Annotated in this window: 17 protein-coding genes; 12 read left to right on the top strand and 5 right to left on the bottom strand. The window is 58.5% G+C overall.

The features are described from left to right. Positions 1 to 318 precede the first annotated feature (318 nt). The 10 genes from ACR0JF_RS13255 (at position 319) to ACR0JF_RS13210 (ending at position 11,222) form a co-directional block, all read left to right on the top strand. Positions 319 to 2,262, top strand: a complete 1,944-nt coding sequence (locus ACR0JF_RS13255) for an AMP-binding protein (RefSeq protein WP_170661077.1) — start codon at positions 319 to 321, stop codon at positions 2,260 to 2,262. A 79-nt stretch (positions 2,263 to 2,341) separates the two neighbouring features. Continuing rightward, on the top strand, positions 2,342 to 3,160 hold the full coding sequence (locus ACR0JF_RS13250) for an ABC transporter ATP-binding protein (RefSeq protein WP_170380262.1): 819 nt from the start codon (positions 2,342 to 2,344) through the stop codon (positions 3,158 to 3,160). Positions 3,161 to 3,189: 29 nt separating this feature from the next. Next, positions 3,190 to 4,176, top strand: coding sequence for a branched-chain amino acid ABC transporter permease (locus ACR0JF_RS13245; protein WP_170462900.1), 987 nt, complete (start codon positions 3,190 to 3,192; stop codon positions 4,174 to 4,176). 2 nt (positions 4,177 to 4,178) lie between these two features. Continuing rightward, positions 4,179 to 4,436 carry a hypothetical protein gene (locus tag ACR0JF_RS13240; protein WP_170380264.1) on the top strand — a complete coding sequence of 86 codons (258 nt, stop codon included), beginning with the start codon at positions 4,179 to 4,181 and terminating at the stop codon, positions 4,434 to 4,436. A gap of 3 nt (positions 4,437 to 4,439) precedes the next feature. Further along, positions 4,440 to 5,516 (top strand): branched-chain amino acid ABC transporter permease, encoded by a 1,077-nt coding sequence (locus ACR0JF_RS13235; protein WP_170380265.1) that lies wholly within the window; start codon positions 4,440 to 4,442, stop codon positions 5,514 to 5,516. Between the two features lie 75 nt (positions 5,517 to 5,591). Further along, positions 5,592 to 6,875, top strand: a complete 1,284-nt coding sequence (locus tag ACR0JF_RS13230) for an ABC transporter substrate-binding protein (RefSeq protein ID WP_170380266.1) — start codon at positions 5,592 to 5,594, stop codon at positions 6,873 to 6,875. A 72-nt stretch (positions 6,876 to 6,947) separates the two neighbouring features. Continuing rightward, positions 6,948 to 7,781: an ABC transporter ATP-binding protein gene (locus ACR0JF_RS13225; RefSeq protein ID WP_170380267.1), complete on the top strand. Its 834-nt coding sequence runs from the start codon at positions 6,948 to 6,950 to the stop codon at positions 7,779 to 7,781. A gap of 19 nt (positions 7,782 to 7,800) precedes the next feature. Beyond that, a complete protein-coding gene (locus tag ACR0JF_RS13220; RefSeq protein WP_170680845.1) occupies positions 7,801 to 9,018 on the top strand; it encodes an acyl-CoA synthetase family protein in 1,218 nt (405 codons plus the stop codon). Positions 9,019 to 9,133: 115 nt separating this feature from the next. Further along, entirely contained in the window at positions 9,134 to 10,798 is a 1,665-nt protein-coding gene (locus ACR0JF_RS13215) for an ABC transporter permease (RefSeq protein WP_480669466.1), read from the top strand. Between the two features lie 73 nt (positions 10,799 to 10,871). Beyond that, complete coding sequence (locus tag ACR0JF_RS13210) at positions 10,872 to 11,222, top strand: DUF2794 domain-containing protein (RefSeq protein WP_170380289.1); 351 nt, start codon at positions 10,872 to 10,874, stop codon at positions 11,220 to 11,222. A 3-nt stretch (positions 11,223 to 11,225) separates the two neighbouring features. Here the strand turns inward: ACR0JF_RS13210 and ACR0JF_RS13205 are convergent, their stop codons facing one another. The 3 genes from ACR0JF_RS13205 to ACR0JF_RS13195 form a co-directional block, all read right to left on the bottom strand. After that, a complete protein-coding gene (locus ACR0JF_RS13205) occupies positions 11,226 to 12,107 on the bottom strand; it encodes a C40 family peptidase (protein ID WP_480669464.1) in 882 nt (293 codons plus the stop codon). Further along, positions 12,104 to 13,486 carry a M17 family metallopeptidase gene (locus ACR0JF_RS13200; protein ID WP_170660890.1) on the bottom strand — a complete coding sequence of 461 codons (1,383 nt, stop codon included), beginning with the start codon at positions 13,484 to 13,486 and terminating at the stop codon, positions 12,104 to 12,106. Before ACR0JF_RS13200 ends, ACR0JF_RS13205 begins: the two co-directional genes overlap by 4 nt. A gap of 64 nt (positions 13,487 to 13,550) precedes the next feature. Next, complete coding sequence (locus ACR0JF_RS13195) at positions 13,551 to 13,940, bottom strand: hypothetical protein (protein WP_170661074.1); 390 nt, start codon at positions 13,938 to 13,940, stop codon at positions 13,551 to 13,553. 144 nt (positions 13,941 to 14,084) lie between these two features. Here ACR0JF_RS13195 and ACR0JF_RS13190 point away from each other — a divergent pair, with 144 nt between their 5' ends. Then, entirely contained in the window at positions 14,085 to 14,735 is a 651-nt protein-coding gene (locus tag ACR0JF_RS13190; RefSeq protein ID WP_170470818.1) for a carbonic anhydrase, read from the top strand. Positions 14,736 to 14,819: 84 nt separating this feature from the next. Next, a complete protein-coding gene (locus tag ACR0JF_RS13185; RefSeq protein ID WP_170660889.1) occupies positions 14,820 to 15,356 on the top strand; it encodes an SRPBCC family protein in 537 nt (178 codons plus the stop codon). 21 nt (positions 15,357 to 15,377) lie between these two features. On the opposite strand, the gene ACR0JF_RS13180 is transcribed toward ACR0JF_RS13185, so the two are convergent. Further along, positions 15,378 to 17,210 carry an amidohydrolase gene (locus ACR0JF_RS13180; RefSeq protein WP_170660888.1) on the bottom strand — a complete coding sequence of 611 codons (1,833 nt, stop codon included), beginning with the start codon at positions 17,208 to 17,210 and terminating at the stop codon, positions 15,378 to 15,380. Between the two features lie 160 nt (positions 17,211 to 17,370). Next, positions 17,371 to 18,393, bottom strand: a complete 1,023-nt coding sequence (locus tag ACR0JF_RS13175) for an aspartate-semialdehyde dehydrogenase (RefSeq protein WP_170380274.1) — start codon at positions 18,391 to 18,393, stop codon at positions 17,371 to 17,373. Between the last annotated feature and the right edge of the window lie 100 nt (positions 18,394 to 18,493).

The following is an 18,493-nucleotide window of genomic DNA, read 5'->3' as shown; positions in this document are numbered from 1 at the left end:
AACGTGCGTATCTCAAAATGACCCAGGATAAACCTGCAAGGCCGAGGTGGAATGACGTAGGCTCAAATGTGTGCAGATATTCGATTGCGCTGATCTTTGAGAGCGCATGTTCGATTGGACGAAACGAGTCCGTCTGACCCTGTTACAATTCGTAAGAATTGAGAAAACATCAGGCAAAACTTGACGCTGATCGTGACTGTGCTCCTAATCGGGGCATTGGCGTTCGGGCACCATCCCGGACCCGCCATTTCCGACCCGGGGAGGGGTCGGGTGGGGAGGAGAAAGAGATTGGCTCAGACGCAGTCGGGCGCTGAAGGGATGCAGTCCCTTCCGGCGCTGCTACATCGCAATGCGACAGAGTTCGGGGATACCCCGGCTTATCGAGAAAAGGAATTCGGGATCTGGCAATGCTGGACCTGGGCGGAGGCCGCCAAGGAAATCCGCGCCATCGCGCTTGGGTTCCTGGAGTTGGGCGTTGAGAAAGGCGACCACATCGCCGTCATCGGCCGCAACCGTCCAGCGCATTACTGGTCGATGGTGGCCGCTCAGATGGTGGGCGCGGTTCCGGTGCCTCTGTATCAGGACTCGGTCGCCGAAGAGATGGCCTATGTGCTGGAACATTGCGGCGCGAAATTTGTCGTCTGCGGCGATCAGGAGCAGGTCGATAAGGTCATCGAGATTCAGGAAAACCTGCATCAGGTCAAACACATCCTCTATACCGACAAGCGCGGGATGCGGAAATATGACCACTCTCAGATGAACGCGCTTGAGGACATCATGGCCGAGGGCAGCGCTGGGCACGCGCGGTTCGATACCGAGCTGGACAAGCGTATCGCGGCGATCACCTATGACGATACCTGCGTGATGCTTTATACCTCGGGGACAACAGGCAAGCCCAAGGGCGTGGTGCTGTCGAATCGGAATGTCATTGAAAGCGCCAAGAACTCGGCCGAGTTCGATCATCTGACCCGGAACGAAGACATTCTGTCTTACCTGCCGATGGCTTGGGTGGGCGATTTCATCTTCTCGATCGGTCAGGCCTATTGGTGCGGCTTCTGCGTGAACTGCCCCGAGAGCGCCGACACGATGATGACCGACCTGCGTGAGATCGGACCAACTTATTTCTTTGCCCCCCCGCGTGTTTTTGAAACGCAGCTGACCAATGTGATGATCCGGATGGAGGATGCGGGCAAGCTGAAGCGCAATATGTTCCATCACTTCATGGCACATGCCAAAAAGGTCGGCGGCCTGTTGTTGGACGGCAAGCCGGTGGGCTTTGGCGACAAGCTGAAATACGCGCTGGGCAATATGCTGGTTTACGGCCCCTTGAAGGATACGCTCGGCTATGGCCGGTTCCGCGTCGGCTATACGGCGGGTGAGGCCATCGGGCCGGAAATCTTTGATTTCTATCGCTCTTTGGGCATCAATCTGAAGCAGCTCTATGGTCAGACCGAAGCCACCGTCTTTATCACGCAACAGCCGGATGGAGAGGTTCGGGCAGATACGGTCGGCGTTCCGGCCCCTGCGGTTGAGTTGAAAATCGACGAGAGTGGCGAGATCCACTACCGCTCACCTGGTGTGTTTGTTGAATATTACAACAACCCGGGCTCGACGGCCTCGACCAAGGATGCTGAGGGTTGGGTTGCGACCGGGGATGCGGGGTTCATCGAGGAAAGCTCGGGCCATTTGCGGATCATCGACCGCGCCAAGGATGTGGGCAAAATGGCCGATGGGTCGATGTTCGCGCCGAAATATGTCGAGAACAAGCTGAAATTCTATCCCGATATTCTTGAAGTCGTTCTGTTCGGGAACGGCAAGGATCGCTGCGTGGCCTTCATCAATATCGACCTGACAGCGGTCGGAAACTGGGCCGAGCGCAACAACGTGGCTTATGCGTCCTATCAGGAGCTGGCGGGCCATCCGCGTGTGTTAGAGACGATCAAATCCCACGTGGAAGAGGTGAACAAGTCGGTCGCAGCGGATGAGATGCTGTCGGGTTGTCAGGTGCATCGCTTTGTGGTTCTGCACAAGGAACTGGACGCCGATGATGGCGAGATGACCCGGACCCGCAAGGTGCGGCGCGGTTTTGTCGAGGACAAGTTCCACGATATTATTGCCGCGCTTTATGACGGGTCCTCGAGCGTTTCGACGACGACCGAAGTGACCTACGAGGATGGGCGCAAGGGGTCGATTTCTGCGACGCTTGAGATCGTTGATGCGCCGGTTGTGTCGGTCGCGCAGCACAAGGTCGCGGCGGAATGAAGGGCCGTTCGAGCGCCGCTCGACCTGCGGTCATCGCCCCGCCCGTCGTCCCGTTTTTGCGTAAGTCTGGGAGAGGCTGATGCTGGATAATTCCGAAGGATATGTCACCGAAGACGGCCGCAAGATCGGCGGTGTGGTGATGGAGATGAAGAACATCACCCTGCGATTTGGCGGCGTGGTGGCGATCAAGGATATCTCGTTCGACATTCGCGAGGGGGAAATCCGCGCCATTATCGGACCGAACGGCGCGGGCAAGTCCTCGATGCTGAATGTGATCTCTGGGTTCTATGTCCCGCAGGAGGGTGAGGTTTGGTTCCACGGCTCCAAGCGTCCTCCGATGCGGCCGTTTGAGGTAGCGCAGCAGGGGATTGCGCGGACTTTCCAGAACATCGCCCTGTTCGAAGGCATGAGCGTTCTGGACAACGTCATGACTGGGCGTCTGAGCTTTATGAAGACCAATATCCTTCAACAGGCTTGGTGGAAGGGGAAGGCCGAAGCGGAAGAGACCGAAAATCGTGAGGCGGTTGAGCGGATTATCGATTTCCTCGAGATCCAGCACATCCGCAAGACGCCTGTGTCGCGCCTGCCTTACGGGTTGAAAAAGCGGGTGGAACTGGCGCGCGCTTTGGCGGCGGAGCCGAAGCTGCTGCTGCTGGATGAACCCATGGCGGGCATGAACGTCGAAGAGAAAGAGGATATGAGCCGCTTCATCCTCGATGTGAATGATGAATTTGGCACCACCATCGCTCTGATCGAGCACGACATGGGCGTGGTGATGGACCTGAGCGACCGGGTCGTCGTGATGGATTACGGCAAGAAAATTGGTGACGGCACACCCGACGAGGTGCGCAACAACCAAGAGGTCATCGACGCCTATCTGGGGGTCAGCCATGACTGACATCGGGGTAGTAAATTGGGGAGGCACCTATGCCTGAACAACTCGTATTTGCGATGGAGGTCATCCTCAACGGTCTGATGGCCGGGGTGCTTTATGCGCTGGTCGCGCTGGGCTTTGTGCTGATCTACAAGGCGTCGGGGATTTTTAATTATGCCCAGGGGGTTATGGCCCTTTTTGCTGCGATGACGCTGGTCGGGATCATGAAGGGCCAGGTGCCCTTTGCGCATCTGATCAACGCGATTTTCGGGACGCATATCCACTACTTTGGCTGGAATGTGCCCGCACTATTGGCGATCCTTTTGACCATGGCGGTGATGGTGTTGCTGGCCTGGGCGGTGCAGCGCTTCGTCATGCGACATCTGGTCGGGCAGGAGCCGATCATTCTGTTCATGGCCACCATTGGTTTGGCTTACTTCCTTGAGGGTGTTGCCGACCTGATGTGGGGGTCTGAGATCAAGACGCTGGATGTGGGTCTGCCCCAGGGCATCAACCTGTGGATTGATGAGACGACCTACAACATATTCGACTACGGCTTCTTCATCGACAATCTAGACATCGTGGCGACGATTATCGCGGCGCTTTTGGTGGCAGCTCTGGTCGCATTCAGCCAGTACACCAAACAGGGCCGGGCGATGCGCGCCGTGGCGGATGACCATCAGGCGGCGCTGTCGGTCGGGATTTCGCTGAACTTCATCTGGGTCATGGTCTGGTCGGTCGCCGGGTTCGTGGCTCTGGTCGCAGGGATCATGTGGGGCACCAAATCAGGCGTGCAGTTCTCGCTATCGCTGATCGCGCTCAAGGCGTTGCCGGTGCTGATGCTGGGTGGCTTCACCTCGATCCCCGGAGCCATCGTCGGCGGGCTGATCATCGGCGTGGGCGAGAAGCTGTTCGAATTCGCCTTGGGACCTGCGCTGGGCGGCGCGACTGAGAACTGGTTTGCCTACGTGCTGGCGCTGATCTTCCTCGTGTTCCGACCTCAGGGCCTGTTCGGCGAGAAGATCATCGAGAGGGTGTAGCGATGACCAAGCTGATCGCCATCATCAACGTCATCGCATGGGCCGGATTCTGGGCGTTTGGGTATATCGCCCTCACCTCGGACGATCTTTCCGAAGGCCAGCTGACCATCGCGGCAATCCTGGCTTTTGCGGGTCTGATCATGGGCGTTCTGGCCTATTTGAAACTGGTCCGCGCGTCTGAGGCGAGCGGATACGCCAAGGGCTCAAACCAATTGGACGCCGCGGCCCGGAACCGGGCGCAGGAAGAATGGGGAAAGTAAGACATGTTCTATCGTGAGGCCGGGGATTTCAAAACCTCGTACATTGCTGACAGCCAGACTTTCCCGATCAAGTTTGACCGGTACCGCTATTATGTCGTGCTGGCAGTTGCGTTCGGGATCATTCCCTTCATCATAAACGACTATTGGGCGAACGCCCTGCTGCTGCCCTTTCTGATCTACGCCATCGCGGCGATCGGGTTGAATATCCTTGTGGGCTATTGCGGGCAGGTCTCGCTGGGGACCGGAGGGTTCATGGCTGTGGGTGCCTATGCCTGCTACAAGCTGATGACTGCTTTCCCGGATGTCAGCATGTTCATCCACGTGATCCTTGCTGGAGGTATCACGGCCTTTGTGGGCGTGCTGTTCGGCCTGCCGAGCCTGCGGATCAAGGGGTTCTATCTGGCCGTGGCGACGTTGGCGGCGCAGTTCTTCCTTGTGTGGCTGTTTAACCGGGTGCCGTGGTTTTACAACTATTCGGCTTCGGGTCAGATCAACGCGCCGGAACGGGATGTGTTTGGTATCATCATCACCGGCCCAAATGCTCCGGCATGGGCGACCTATCTGTTCTGCCTGATCTTCCTGACCGTCTGTGCCATCCTCGCACGCAACCTTACGCGGGGTACCACGGGCCGGACCTGGATGGCGATCCGCGACATGGATATCGCTGCCGAGATCATCGGCGTGAACCCCCTCAAGGCCAAGTTGACCGCCTTTGCCGTCAGCTCATTCTTTGTGGGCATCGCAGGGGCGCTGTTCTTTGCGGTCTATCTGGGCGCGGTTGAAGTCGGTGAGGTCTTTGGCATCCAGAAATCATTTCTGGTGCTGTTCATGGTCATTATCGGCGGATTAGGGTCTATTTTCGGGTCCTTTGCGGGGGCTGCGTTCCTTGTGCTGTTGCCGGTCGTGCTGAAGCTGATCGGCGTAGACCTGCTGGGTTGGCCAACGGACATCGTGGCGCACCTGAACCTCGTGATCGTAGGCGGGCTGATCATCATGTTCCTGATCCTCGAACCGCACGGACTGGCGCAGCTGTGGCGTGTCGCCAAAGAGAAACTCAGACTCTGGCCGTTCCCGCACTAGGGACAGGCCCAATCAAAAAAGACGGGTGCAAACGCCCGAAACCACCATCGGATCAATCAAGGGAGGAGACACCCGATGAACAAGAAACTGGCAACCCTAGCGCTGGGCGCCGTGATGGCCGCAGGTCCGGTCATGGCCGACCTTGTGTTCCCGTCGCTCAGCTACCGGACGGGTCCCTACGCGGCAGGCGGTATTCCGTTTGCTGACGGTTACGCCGACTATTTCACCCTGCTGAATGAACGCGATGGCGGCATCGGGGGTGTTCCAGCCAAGGTTATCGAATGCGAAACCGGCTATAACACTGAAAAAGGTGTGGAATGCTATGAATCGACCAAGGGCGAAGGTGCTCTGGTCTATCAACCGCTGTCCACCGGAATTACCTATCAGCTGATCCCGAAAGTGACGGCAGATGGCATCCCGCTGCACACGATGGGATATGGCCGGACCTCGGCTGCGAATGGCGAGGTGTTCAGCCACGTGTTCAACTATCCGGCCAACTACTGGAACGGAGCTTCGGGCGCGATCAACTATCTGCTGGATGAAAACGGCGGAGACCTGAGCGGCAAGAAAATCGCGCTGGTGTACCACAACTCTGCCTACGGCAAAGAGCCGATCCGCACTCTGGAAACGCTGGCCGAAAAGCACGGCTATGAGCTGTCTCTGCTGCCCGTCGACCACCCAGGTCAGGAGCAGAAGTCGCAGTGGCTGCAAATCCGCCGCGAAAAGCCCGATTTTGTGATCATGTGGGGCTGGGGCGTCATGAACCAAGTTGCGGTTCAGGAAGCGGCCAACATTCGCTTCCCGATGGAGAACTTCATTGGCGTCTGGTGGTCAGGTGCTGAATTCGATGTCGAGCCTGCAGGTGAAAAGGCCACCGGCTACAAGGCCCTGACCTTCACGGGCCTAGGTATGGACTATCCGGTCTATGACGATCTGCAGAAATACGTCGTCGATGCCGGTAAAGCCGCAGGCGCAGGGGATCAACTGGGCACTGTTCAGTACAACCGCGGTCTTTATGCTGCGATGTTGGCGGCTGAAGCGGTAAAGACTGCGCAGGAAATGCACGGCACTGCCGAGATCGACGCGTCAATGATGCGCGATGGCATGGAAGCGTTGGAAATCACCAATGCCAAGATGGAAGGTTTGGGCATGGTCGGTTTCGGACCGGAATTCTCGGTTTCATGTGAAAACCATGGCGGCCCCGGTCTTGTGGGTGTGGTCCAGTGGGATGCAGCAGCCGGAACCTGGAACCCGGTTCAGGACTTCAAACCGACAGATGCCGAAGTCATCAATGCTCTGATCGCAGAAGACTCGGCGGCTTATGCGGCTGAAAACAATATCGAAACGCGCTGCAACTAAAGCGCTCTGAACCAAGCGGGGCGGCGGTTTGCCGCCGCCCTGACCCGAACACGCGAACGAGGATAGGCGCTGATGCTGGATGCGGCCCAAACCACGGATGTGCAGGCGGAAACCCTGCTTGAGGTCAACAATATCGAGGTGATCTACAATCATGTGATCCTCGTGCTGAAGGGCGTCAGCCTGACGGTTCCCAAAGGCGGCATCACCGCGCTGCTTGGGGGGAATGGTGCGGGCAAGACCACGACGCTCAAGGCGGTGTCGAACCTGCTGCATTCCGAACGGGGCGAGGTCACCAAGGGATCGATCAAGTATCGCGGTCAAAGCGTGCATGAAAGCGACCCGGCGGATCTGGTGGAAAAAGGCGTCATTCAGGTGATGGAGGGGCGCCACTGTTTCGAGCACCTCACGGTCGAGGAAAACCTGCTGACCGGGGCCTATACCCGCAAGGACGGTAATGCCGCGATTCAGAGCGATCTGGAGCTTGTCTACAACTACTTCCCGCGCTTGAAAGAACGCCGCAAAAGTCAGGCTGGCTATACCTCGGGCGGGGAACAGCAGATGGTCGCGATGGGCCGCGCGCTGATGTCACGGCCCGAGACGATCCTGCTGGATGAACCCTCGATGGGGCTCGCCCCGCAGCTGGTCGAAGAGATTTTCGGCATTGTAAGAGATCTGAACGAGAAAGAGGGTGTCTCGTTCCTGTTGGCCGAGCAGAACACCAACGTGGCGCTCAGATTTGCGCACTACGGGTACATTCTGGAATCCGGTCGCGTGGTGATGGACGGCCCTGCTGCTGAACTGCGTGAGAACCCGGATGTGAAGGAATTCTATCTCGGCATGTCGGATGAAGGCCGCAAAAGCTTTCGCGATGTGCGCTCATATCGCCGCCGCAAGCGGTGGTTGTGATCTGATGGAGGATATGGCGATGACCTATTTCGACGCACTCGAAACGCGCTCGGCGGATCAGCGCGCCTCGGATCAGGCGATGGCGCTGCAGTCGCAACTGGAACGGGCGCGGTCTGCGCCTGGGTTCATGGCGCATTTCGCTGAAATAGACACTAATACGGTGAAAACGGCCGAAGACCTGCCCATGCTACCGGTGCTACGCAAGTCGGACCTGACCCGCGCGCAAGGAGAGCGCCCGCCCTTTGGCGGCTTTACAGTCAAACCGGCGCGGCACTTTCACCATGTGTTCCAATCCCCCGGCCCGATCTATGAGCCTGGCAGCACAGACCACGATTGGTGGCGCATGGGCCGGTTCCTGAACGCTGCCGGTGTCGGCGCGGGCGACATTGTTCAGAACTGCTTCGGCTATCATCTGACGCCTGCGGGCATGATCTTTGAAAACGGCGCACGTGCGGTTGGCGCGGCTGTTCTGCCTGCCGGAACCGGCCAGACCGAGCTGCAGGTGACCGCGGCTCGCGACGTTGGATGCACGGCCTACGCGGGCACGCCGGACTATCTGAAGGTCATTCTGGACAAGGCCGATGCCATGGGCGTTGCGCTGAGTTTCTCAAAGGCCGCTGTGGGTGGGGGCGCGCTGTTCCCCTCGTTGCGGCAGGAATACGCGGATCGCGGCATTGCCTGTCTGCAATGTTATGCCACGGCCGATCTGGGCAATATCGCCTATGAGAGCGCCGCGATGGAGGGGATGATTTTGGACGAACACGTCATCGTCGAAATCGTCACCCCTGGCACCGGAACTCCGGTTGCGACTGGTGAGGTTGGCGAGGTCGTGGTGACCTCTCTCAACCCAGATTACCCGCTGATCCGGTTTGCGACCGGTGACCTGTCGGCCATTATGCCGGGTCAGTCGCCTTGCGGTCGTACGAACGCTCGGATCATGGGATGGATGGGGCGTGCCGATCAGACCACCAAGATCAAGGGCATGTTCGTCCGGCCCGAGCAGGTGGCCGCGCTGGTCGACAAACATGCCGAGATCGTCAAAGCCCGCGTGATTGCGGCCCGTCAGGGTGAGATGGACACAATGACCGTCCAGATCGAAAGCGCTGGTGGCGATGACATGGCTTATGCGAAATCCGTGGCCGAAGTGCTGAAGCTGAAAGGCGCGATCGAGGTTGTGGCCCCGGGGTCCTTGCCCAAGGATGGTCTGGTGATCGAGGATCAGCGGGTCTATGACTGATATCTGCGGCGTTTGATGCCGCAGATTTGTTGCAAGATTTGTTGCTCCGGGCACTGGTGTTTCCTAGCGTTTTAGTCGAGAAAGAAGACGCCCTCGCCACTTACAAGCCCGGACAATGGCCCAGATCGAATATTCTGAAAATGGATCACGAAACCGCGGTGTGCGTGGCACGCGGCTTTTGGCGGCCATTGCCTATGTCGTGGCGGCGGCCTGTCTGTTGCCGATGGTTGCGGTGGTTCTGGCGGCGCTGACCGGTGGCACGGAAACCATCTCGCACCTGGCTGAAACCGTGCTGCCCCGCTACACGATGACCACCGCCATATTGGTGGTCCTGGTGGCTGTTGGCACTTTCAGCATCGGGACCGGAGCCGCTTGGCTGGTGACGATGACGCGGTTCCCCGGCGTGCGCCTGTTGGAGATCGCGCTGGTCCTGCCGCTGGCCTTCCCGGCCTACGTTCTGGCCTATGCCTACACCTTCATATTGGACCATCCCGGTATCGTACAGGCCACGCTGCGCGATGTGACGGGTTGGGGGCCGCGCGACTACTGGTTCCCCGAAATCCGCTCGACCGAGGGCGCGGCGGTGATGCTGACGCTGGTGCTATATCCCTATGTCTACCTGCTGGCGCGGGCAGCGTTCCTGCAGCAAAGCGCTACCGCGTTTCTGGCGGCGCGGGCGTTGGGAAACAGCCCTTGGCTGGCCTTTCGGCGGGTTTCGCTGCCGATGGCGCGTCCTGCCATTGCCGGAGGCGTTCTTCTGGCGATCATGGAGACCATCGCCGATTTCGGAACCGTCTCGTATTTTGGCGTCCAGACCTTCGCCACGGGCATTTATACCAGTTGGTTTTCGCTGGGAGATCGTGCAGGCGCCGCACAACTGGCCTTGTGCTTGCTGACCTTCGCGCTTGTATTGGCTGTGGCTGAACGCACGCGGCGCGGCAAGGCCAAGTATTATCAAGCGGGCAAGCAACATGCAGCTCTGCCCGCAGCGCAACTGACTGGATGGCGCGCGATCGGTGCTTTTGCCCTCTGCGCCATTCCCGTGTTTTTCGGGTTCCTGCTGCCGGTGGTCGTTCTGTTCGAGATGGGGTTGAAATCCGAGCAGAACCTGCTGTCGCCCCGCTACCTCGGCTTCATTCAGAACTCGCTGACTCTTGCCGGGACGGCTGCTGTCATCACAGTTATTGCGGCCGTCAGTGTCGGGTTCTTTCAGCGCTTGAGGCCGGGGCGGCCCTCGACCATCGCGGGTTATATCGCGCGGCTAGGCTATGCGGTGCCGGGTGGAGTGATCGCGGTTGGACTATTGGTGCCTTTTGCCAGCTTTGACAACGCGTTGGACGCGTGGATGCGCGCGACATTTGACGTATCGACCGGCCTGCTAGTGACCGGGTCAATCTGGCTGCTGGTGGCGGCCTATATGGTGCGGTTCCTTGCGGCGGCCCTAAGTGCTTATGAAGGCGGGCAGAGTACGGTTCACGCCAATATGGACGCCGCAGCCCGGTCTTTGGGGCAGACACCTCTGGGCACGCTCAGGCGGGTGCATCTGCCGATCCTGACGCCCTCGTTGCTGACGGCCCTGTTGATCGTATTTGTCGACGTGATGAAGGAATTGCCTGCAACGCTGATCATGCGTCCCTTCAACTTTGACACGCTGGCGGTGCAGGCATACCGGCTGGCCTCGGACGAGCGGCTCGAGGGGGCGGCGGTGCCATCCTTGGTCATTCTGGCCGTTGGATTACTGCCTGTGATCCTGATATGTCGACAAGTCGGACGGCGGTAACACCCGTTGACGAATTATGGCCCGCTTGCGCATCGGGCTTGATTCAGCCGCGTTTTCCGGCAAGGCTTGTGGTATGAACATGCAGCCTCCCAGCCGGTTCCCAACAAACTCGGCCCAGATGCCCGTCGCGTTCGACCGGCGCGAGATGTCCCATATCCTGTCCGTCTATGGCAAGATGGTCGCCGCCGGAGAATGGCGCGACTACGGAATTTCCAACCTGCGCGACATGGCGATTTTTTCGATCTTCCGACGTACCGCCGAGCATCCCATCTACCGGATCGAGAAACACCCCCGCCTGCGCCAAAAGCAGGGGATGTATTCCGTTGTTGGGATGGACGGGCGTATCCTGAAACGCGGCCACGATCTGCGCACGGTTCTAAGGGTGCTCGAGCGCAAGCTGATCCGCTCAGTTTCTCCGGATTAGAGCCTAAAGCTCCGGATGCCGCCCGTAGCCAGTTACGGCGCCGAATTCCTTTTGACCGATACGCGCGATGGCCTCCTCCAGAGGCTCTTTCGCGACGGCCATGTGATATGCGTTTGAGTGCAAAAGCGTATCTTTATCCAGCATCATGCCCACATGACCTTTCCAAAACACCAGATCGCCTCGGCGCAAGCCAGGTTTTGAAATCGGCCTGAAAAACCTAGATTGCATGTCACTATCGCGCGGGCAGGCCATTCCGCAGGACTGATACGCAATCTGAACCAGGCCCGAACAATCAATGCCAAGCCCTGTGTCACCACCGTAGAGGTAAGGGGTGGCAAGAAACTGCTCCGCGAGGGTCACAGGGTCGGACGACACCCAGTCCAATTCGGCCAGCTGCGTTTCGCGAATATACCGAGCCGTCGGGACATAACCCTCCTCTTTCACGCAAACCCAGCCGGTTGATCGAATGGCGTTTTCGCGGTCTGGGTCACGGCGCGGCCAGTATTCAACTAGTGTTCCGAAAGGCAAAATTCGTTCATTCGCGTTTTTGGTCACATCAGGGTGTTCCAACGAGACTGCTCTGGGCACGCAAACCCTATGGGTCGGCTCAATCTGGCGCTTTTGAATTCCGGGCCTGATCCATCCGACATAACCGTCTTTTTCGCGGTATCCGAACAGGGAATTGTCCGTCTTGTCGAGAATGACGAAGACCTCTCCGGGTACCATTTGGCACTGACGAGTACCATTCGGTTCGTCCAGAATGTCCTCTACGAACCCTTGAATCCGATAGGGTTCGCCATCCGCAAAAACCTCAGCTTCTACCTGACCTTTCAGCGAAGAATGCGCGACCCGTCCGTTGAAGGGCAAGAGCCTGCGATCAGTCATAGGCCCAGAATCTCGGGCAGTGCGGTCAGTAGGGCGCGTGGGCCTTGCCCCAGACCTCCCTTGCTGCGACCCGGTTGCTTGCTGGGCTGCCAGGAATAGATGTCGAAATGCATGTAGTTGCTGTCTTCAACAAAGCGGCGCAGGAACAGAGCTGCGGTGATGGAGCCTGCAAAACCGCCCGAGGGCGCGTTGTCCAGATCGGCGATGCCGGGTTCGATCATCGCCTCATAGGGCGTGTGGAAGGGCATGCGCCAGACCGGATCAGCGGCTCCAGCGGCAGCTTTGCTCAGCGCCCCGGCGGCGCGGTCGTCATCGGTGTAGAACGGCGCCAGATCAGGCCCCACGGCCACACGGGCCGCACCGGTCAGGGTTGCCATCGAGATCACGAGGTCCGGTTTCCCCTCATCCGCCAGCGCCAGCGCATCCGCCAAAACCAGCCGTCCCTCGGCATCGGTGTTGTTGATCTCGACCGTCAGACCCTTGCGAGAGGTCAGGATATCTCCGGGACGGAAGGCGTTTCCAGCCACGGAATTCTCAACCGCCGGGATCAGCACCCGCAGTTGTAGCGGCAGGTTCAGCGCCATGATCATCCGGGCAAGGCCCAGAACATTGGCGGCACCCCCCATGTCCTTTTTCATCAGACCCATCGACGCGCCCGGTTTCAGGTTCAGCCCGCCTGTGTCGAAACACACACCCTTGCCGACAAGTGTCAGCGTCGGTCCGGTCGCGCCCCAATTCATCTCGATCAGGCGAGGGGCTTGATCTGCGGCGCGCCCAACCGTGTGGATCATCGGGAAGTTCTGCTCCAGCAGCGCGTCGCCGGTGATCGTTTTGCACGTGGCTCCGAATTCGTCCGCCAACGCCTCGGCTGCCGCTTGCAGTTGATCCGGCCCCATATCGGAGGCTGGCGTGTTGACCAGATCGCGGGTCAGTGCTTCGGCATTTGCCAGTACCTCCAACCGCGCGGCATCAACGCCTTCGGGAGCTACCAGACGCGCCGTGGCGGCGGATTGAGGCGCATAACGATCAAAGGCGTAGCCGGTCAGCAACCAGCCCAGACACTCCATCTCCAGATGCTCCGTCGGGACGCCGGTCGCGATGTGATAGCTGCCTTCGGGCAGTGCATCCGCTGCAGCGGCCAGAGGGAACCGCTTGCGGGCGCGCTTGCCCTCGGTCCCGTATCCGGCCAGCGCAAACCCCGCACCGCCGTCCGTGCTTGGCACCGTCAAGACTTGACCTAGCGCGCCCTTGAACCCGTTCGCTGCAACCCAATTTCGGATGTTATCGGACTGACCGGCCAGCCAATCGTCCAGATCAGGTTGCGCCACCACATGCAGGGGCACAGAGTTGTCAGAGGGTTGAGCAAAGCTGAGGGTCATAGGTGTCTCGGGCTGAGTGAATTTGCGACCAGACTATCCGCCTGCGGTCTGCCCGCAACCCCCGTCACACCGAAAGGTCCTGCTGATCCCAGATCGCGGTCAGAGAGCGCTCTCCAACCCGGATTAACCGCCCTAGCGTTGCACCTGCTGCAACGGCATCGCCCGCATCCACGGTGTCGGTGACATCGTTCGCAACCCGCGCCAGCGCCGTCATTCCGATCTGATCGGCGATTGCCACCAGCGATTTGGCGCATTTGCGCAAGGCCTCCCAATCGCGCTGCCGCCAGTGCCGTTCGCAGTTTGACAGGCGCACGGCCAGTTCTTCGACCGTGCGGCACAGCACGTCCAACGCGTTCTTGTCGCCCAATTGCCGGTACAGCCCGCTGAGGCGATCCGGATCCAGTCGCACGGTTTCCTTGTGTTCAAGCCTGAGTATGTTTTCCACCACATTCACCCTAGTTTCATCGCCCCCACGGCGTGGCATTGAACCTTGCTGTCAATTCCTTTGCAAAACCTTGCGATGAATTTGGATAATGGCTCGAATTTTTCTTGAATTCGGTTTACAGCAGCCTACGCAACGAAAGACGGGAATGCCGAAATGGATTTAGCCAAACCTTTGCCGACCTATCTGGTGAAACGGTATCACGGCTGGAAAGCGACGACCTATTCCGAAAATCAGGTCTGGTATCGGCGTTTGGCGGATGAGGGGCAGCGCCCCCGTGCGATGGTGATTTGCTGTTGCGACAGCCGGGTTCATGTAACCGCGATCTTCGGTGCCGATCAGGGTGAGTTCTTCATTCACCGCAACATTGCCAACCTTGTGCCGCCGTACGCCCCGGATGGGGATCACCATGGGACCAGTGCAGCCATCGAATATGCGGTGACCGCGTTGAAAGTGGCGCATCTGATCGTGCTTGGTCATTCGCAATGCGGTGGGGTGCAGGGCTGCATCGACATGTGCAAGGGTGAAGCCCCGCAGCTGGAAGCAAAAGAAAGCTTTGTTGGCCGTTGGATGGATATCCTCAAGCCCAAGTATGAACAGGTTGCGGATATCGAAGATGGCGTCGAGCAGGCCCGCCAGTTTGAACGTCAGGCCGTCGTTGCGTCGTTGGAAAACCTGATGACCTTCCCGTTTGTGTCTGAGGCGGTCAAGACCGACACGCTCAGCCTGCACGGGCTTTGGACAGATATCGGCGCGGGCGGGTTGGAGTGTTTCGATCCCTATCAGAAAAAGTTCGTTCCGGTCTAACACCCTAGCATCGCGGTAAGCGGCGGTTCCGTCCAATTTTCTATGATATGCTCCGGACAAAGGAATTACCCTTTGGAGCATATTATGAAATTGATTAAACGCGTTTTTCTTGGCCTGATCGTTCTTGTACTGGCACTGGTCGGCATCGCGTACCTGCTGCCCTCAAAAGCCGAAGTGTCCCGCAGCATCACCATCAACGCCGCGCCTGAGGTGATTTTTCCATATGTGAATTCGATGCAGCAGACCGAGCACTGGTCGCCCTGGCTGCACCGGGACCCCGAGACCAAGCTGACCTATTCTGGGCCAGAGTCGGGGGTTGGGAATATTTTGAACTGGAGCTCTGACGACCCGCAGGTCGGCACCGGATCGCAAGAGATCGTGGCGAGCGTCGAAAACCAAAGCGTCCAGACCGCGCTTGATTTCGGTCCGATGGGAACAGCCTCGGCCGCATTTGTCCTACAGCCCGATGGGGATCAGACTCAGGTTACGTGGGGGTTCAAGTCTGAGTTGGGTATGAATCCGATGTCTCGTTGGATGGGGGTGATGATGGACCGGTGGCTAGGCCCGGACTATGAGCGCGGTCTGATGAACCTCAAAGTTTTAGTGGAAGGGCAGGGATAGCCCTGCCCTCGGAAACACCCTTTAATTGCGTTTTGGCTCTGTCGCCAGCCAAGGTTGTTCGACTTTCATCCCCTGATAAATCGCGTGCAGGAAGGTATGTGCCACAACCGGATCGCTAGAAAAGGGCGAGACGTCCAGCTTTCCTTCTCGAATGCCTTCTTCAGCTTCGTAGACAACTGTATCGTTCTTCACGGTCACCAGAACCCGAAGCTCGGCCAGAGTTTCCGGGTCCACCGCTGTCGGATCGTCCGAAAGGATGACGAAGTCGGCGACCTTCCCAACTTCGATTGAACCCTTGTGATCCTCTTCGAAATGCTGCCATGCGGGCCAAATCGTCATGGCCTTGAGGGCGGTCATAACATCGACACGTTGATGTGGGCCAAGTATGTCGCCTGACCGGGTACGTCGCGTCACTGTCGCGGCCAGAACGCGCATGCTGTCGGGCAAGGCCACCGGCGCATCGTGATGCGTTCCGAACATCATTTCACGCTCTCGTATCCATCCGGTCGGCGAGATATTCTCACCGTTGATCGGGCCGACGGTATGGTCGCGATGCCAGTCTCCCCAATAGAATGTATGCATAGGAAAGACCGACGGGAATACACCCAAGCGCTTGAAACTGGCGACCTGATCCTCGCGCAGAAACTGGCCATGGATCAGGACCGGGCGGTTTCCGGGGTCGCCGTATTTCATTTGAGCTTCTTCCAGAGCGGCGATCAGCATATCCGATGCGCCTTCGCCATTGGAGTGCACCAGGATCTGAATGCCGTTCTCATAGCACCAGTTCACAGCGCCCTGAAGTTGCTCCATCGTGATCGCAGAATAGCCGGCATAGCCTGCGGGGTAAGAGCCAACCGGATCGTAGTAGGGACGGTCGCGCAGCGCCGTGAAACCCTGGGGTGAGCCATCAATGGTCAGCTTGCAGCCGCCCACGCGGACCCTGTTCGTATAATCCTCTGAGACATTGCTGCCGATGTAGTCTTGTGCCTCCAGAACGTCGGGAAAGGCAACCACGTCAATGGGCAGTTCGCCATCGGCTCCAACCTTTTTCAGCACCTCGACGATCTCGCCGGATGACCGGCCCTCTTGCCCGGTGGTATATCCGAACCGCGCCCAAAGCGCGCTGCCGGCTCGAGCAAATTCAGCCAGACCGTCTTCGCCCAGATCACCAAGAAGAGGCACTAACAAAGCGAAAAACGCGTATTCTTCTAGTACTCCGTTAGGTTCGCCGTTTTCATCCCGCTGGATAACGCCGCCCGGCGGTGCTTCGGATTCGGCAGTGATGCCCGCCAGTTCCAGTGCCTTTGAGTTGCCCACACCCAAATGTCCGGATTGGTGGATGATCACGACGGGTATGGTGGTGGAAACCGCGTCCAGATCCTGGCGCGTAGGATGCCGCAGCTCGGCGAGTTGCGCATTGTCATACCCAAAGCCAATGATCATGTTCGCGTTTTCCACGGCTTCGGCATTTGCCTCGGCCCAGGCTGTCAGAGTGGCCTGCAGGCTGGCGATGTCTGTCACCTCTCCGTCCGGAGGTGCCAGCATGTTGGCCGACAAGGCTTGCAGCCCGCCCATCACAACGTGCCCGTGGCTGTCGACAAATCCAGGCAACATTGCTCGGCCTGCAAGATCGAATACTGTGGTCCCATCGCCTTGATGAGCGGCCATATCGGCGAGCGATCCAACCGCCAGAATGCGGCCATCCCGGACCGCCACGGCCTCGGCCGAGGGCTGCTCATCATTGATCGTCAGAATGGGACCGCCGGAATAGATCGTATCGGCGATCTCTTGTGATGTCGCGGACAGCGGAGAAAGAGCGGCGAGTACTATAAAAGGAACAGAGAAAATGCGCATAGTGAAACCCTTTGGATGGTTTTCTTAAGGCTATGAACGCAACTTAGCACGGATTGTTGTGTCTGTCCTTTGTATTGAACGGGATCATGGCTGAGCACACGCAAAGAAAAAGGGCCGCTTCTGACGAAACGGCCCCTTGCGAAGAATATCAATTCAGACGTCAGCCCTTTTTGAGAACCTCACGGCCCAAAAGCTCGGCAATCTGGACTGCGTTCAGGGCGGCACCTTTGCGCAGGTTGTCCGAGACGCACCACAGGTTGATACCGTTTTCAACGGTCGAGTCCTGACGGATACGGCTGATGAAGGTTGCGAAGTCGCCAACACATTCGGTGGGCGAGACGTAGCCGCCGGCCTCACGCTTGTCGATCACCATGATGCCCGGTGCTTCGCGCAGGATGTCGCGGGCTTCGTCTTCGTCCAGGAATTCCTCGAACTCGATGTTCACGGCCTCGGAGTGGCCAACGAACACAGGTACGCGGACGCAGGTGGCCGTGACCTTGATCGACGGATCGACGATCTTCTTGGTTTCGACAACCATCTTCCACTCTTCCTTGGTCGAGCCGTCTTCCATGAAGACGTCGATTTGAGGGATGACGTTGAACGCGATCTGTTTCTGGAACTTCTTCGGCTCAACCTCGTTGATCGGGTTGTAAACGGCCTTGGTCTGCTCCCACAGTTCGTCCATGCCCTCTTTGCCTGCACCGGAGACCGACTGATAGGTCGACACGACAACGCGTTTGATCTTGGCGCGGTCATGCAGCGGCTTCAGCGCGACGACCATCTGCGCGGTCGAGCAGTTGGGGTTGGCGATGATGTTCTTGTTCTTGTAGTCGTGGATCGCCTGCGGATTGCACTCGGGTACGATCAGCGGGATCTCGGGGTCGTAGCGATAGAGCGACGAGTTGTCGATCACTACACAGCCCGCCGCAGCGGCCTTGGGCGCATAATCCTTGGTCGCGGCAGAGCCGACGGCGAACAGGGCCATATCCCAGCCGGTGAAATCAAAGGTGTCCAGGTCTTTGGTCGTGAGTGTCTTGTCGCCAAATGTCACCTCAGTACCCAGCGAACGACGGCTTGCCAGCACGGCAATTTCGTCCACGGGGAACTGGCGTTCCGCCAGGATGTTCAGCATTTCGCGGCCCACATTACCTGTGGCGCCGACGACGACGACGCGATAGCCCATTTCATGTCTCCAAAGTTAAGGACGCGCGTTCATAGCCGCGTTGCCGACGGGACAAAAGGGCTTTTGCGCCGTATTTCGACGAATGACGCCGATTTGAGGC

The sequence above is a fragment of the Ruegeria sp. BG11 genome, assembly GCF_056538565.1.
The sequence above is the reverse complement of the archived record's forward strand: the minus strand, read 5'-3'. Positions and strand labels throughout refer to the sequence as shown.

What these genes read in the sequence shown, in the direction of transcription:
- ACR0JF_RS13230 (WP_170380266.1), top strand. Translation starts at nt 5,592, where the DNA reads ATGAACAAGAAACTGGCAACCCTAGCGCTGGGCGCCGTGATGGCCGCA.
- ACR0JF_RS13255 (WP_170661077.1), top strand. Translation starts at nt 319, where the DNA reads ATGCAGTCCCTTCCGGCGCTGCTACATCGCAATGCGACAGAGTTCGGG.
- ACR0JF_RS13200 (WP_170660890.1), bottom strand. Translation starts at nt 13,486, where the DNA reads ATGACCCTCAGCTTTGCTCAACCCTCTGACAACTCTGTGCCCCTGCAT.
- ACR0JF_RS13235 (WP_170380265.1), top strand. Translation starts at nt 4,440, where the DNA reads ATGTTCTATCGTGAGGCCGGGGATTTCAAAACCTCGTACATTGCTGAC.
- ACR0JF_RS13215 (WP_480669466.1), top strand. Translation starts at nt 9,134, where the DNA reads ATGGCCCAGATCGAATATTCTGAAAATGGATCACGAAACCGCGGTGTG.
- ACR0JF_RS13240 (WP_170380264.1), top strand. Translation starts at nt 4,179, where the DNA reads ATGACCAAGCTGATCGCCATCATCAACGTCATCGCATGGGCCGGATTC.
- ACR0JF_RS13225 (WP_170380267.1), top strand. Translation starts at nt 6,948, where the DNA reads ATGCTGGATGCGGCCCAAACCACGGATGTGCAGGCGGAAACCCTGCTT.
- ACR0JF_RS13220 (WP_170680845.1), top strand. Translation starts at nt 7,801, where the DNA reads ATGACCTATTTCGACGCACTCGAAACGCGCTCGGCGGATCAGCGCGCC.
- ACR0JF_RS13245 (WP_170462900.1), top strand. Translation starts at nt 3,190, where the DNA reads ATGCCTGAACAACTCGTATTTGCGATGGAGGTCATCCTCAACGGTCTG.
- ACR0JF_RS13190 (WP_170470818.1), top strand. Translation starts at nt 14,085, where the DNA reads ATGGATTTAGCCAAACCTTTGCCGACCTATCTGGTGAAACGGTATCAC.
- ACR0JF_RS13180 (WP_170660888.1), bottom strand. Translation starts at nt 17,210, where the DNA reads ATGCGCATTTTCTCTGTTCCTTTTATAGTACTCGCCGCTCTTTCTCCG.
- ACR0JF_RS13175 (WP_170380274.1), bottom strand. Translation starts at nt 18,393, where the DNA reads ATGGGCTATCGCGTCGTCGTCGTCGGCGCCACAGGTAATGTGGGCCGC.
- ACR0JF_RS13250 (WP_170380262.1), top strand. Translation starts at nt 2,342, where the DNA reads ATGCTGGATAATTCCGAAGGATATGTCACCGAAGACGGCCGCAAGATC.
- ACR0JF_RS13205 (WP_480669464.1), bottom strand. Translation starts at nt 12,107, where the DNA reads ATGACTGATCGCAGGCTCTTGCCCTTCAACGGACGGGTCGCGCATTCT.
- ACR0JF_RS13210 (WP_170380289.1), top strand. Translation starts at nt 10,872, where the DNA reads ATGAACATGCAGCCTCCCAGCCGGTTCCCAACAAACTCGGCCCAGATG.
- ACR0JF_RS13185 (WP_170660889.1), top strand. Translation starts at nt 14,820, where the DNA reads ATGAAATTGATTAAACGCGTTTTTCTTGGCCTGATCGTTCTTGTACTG.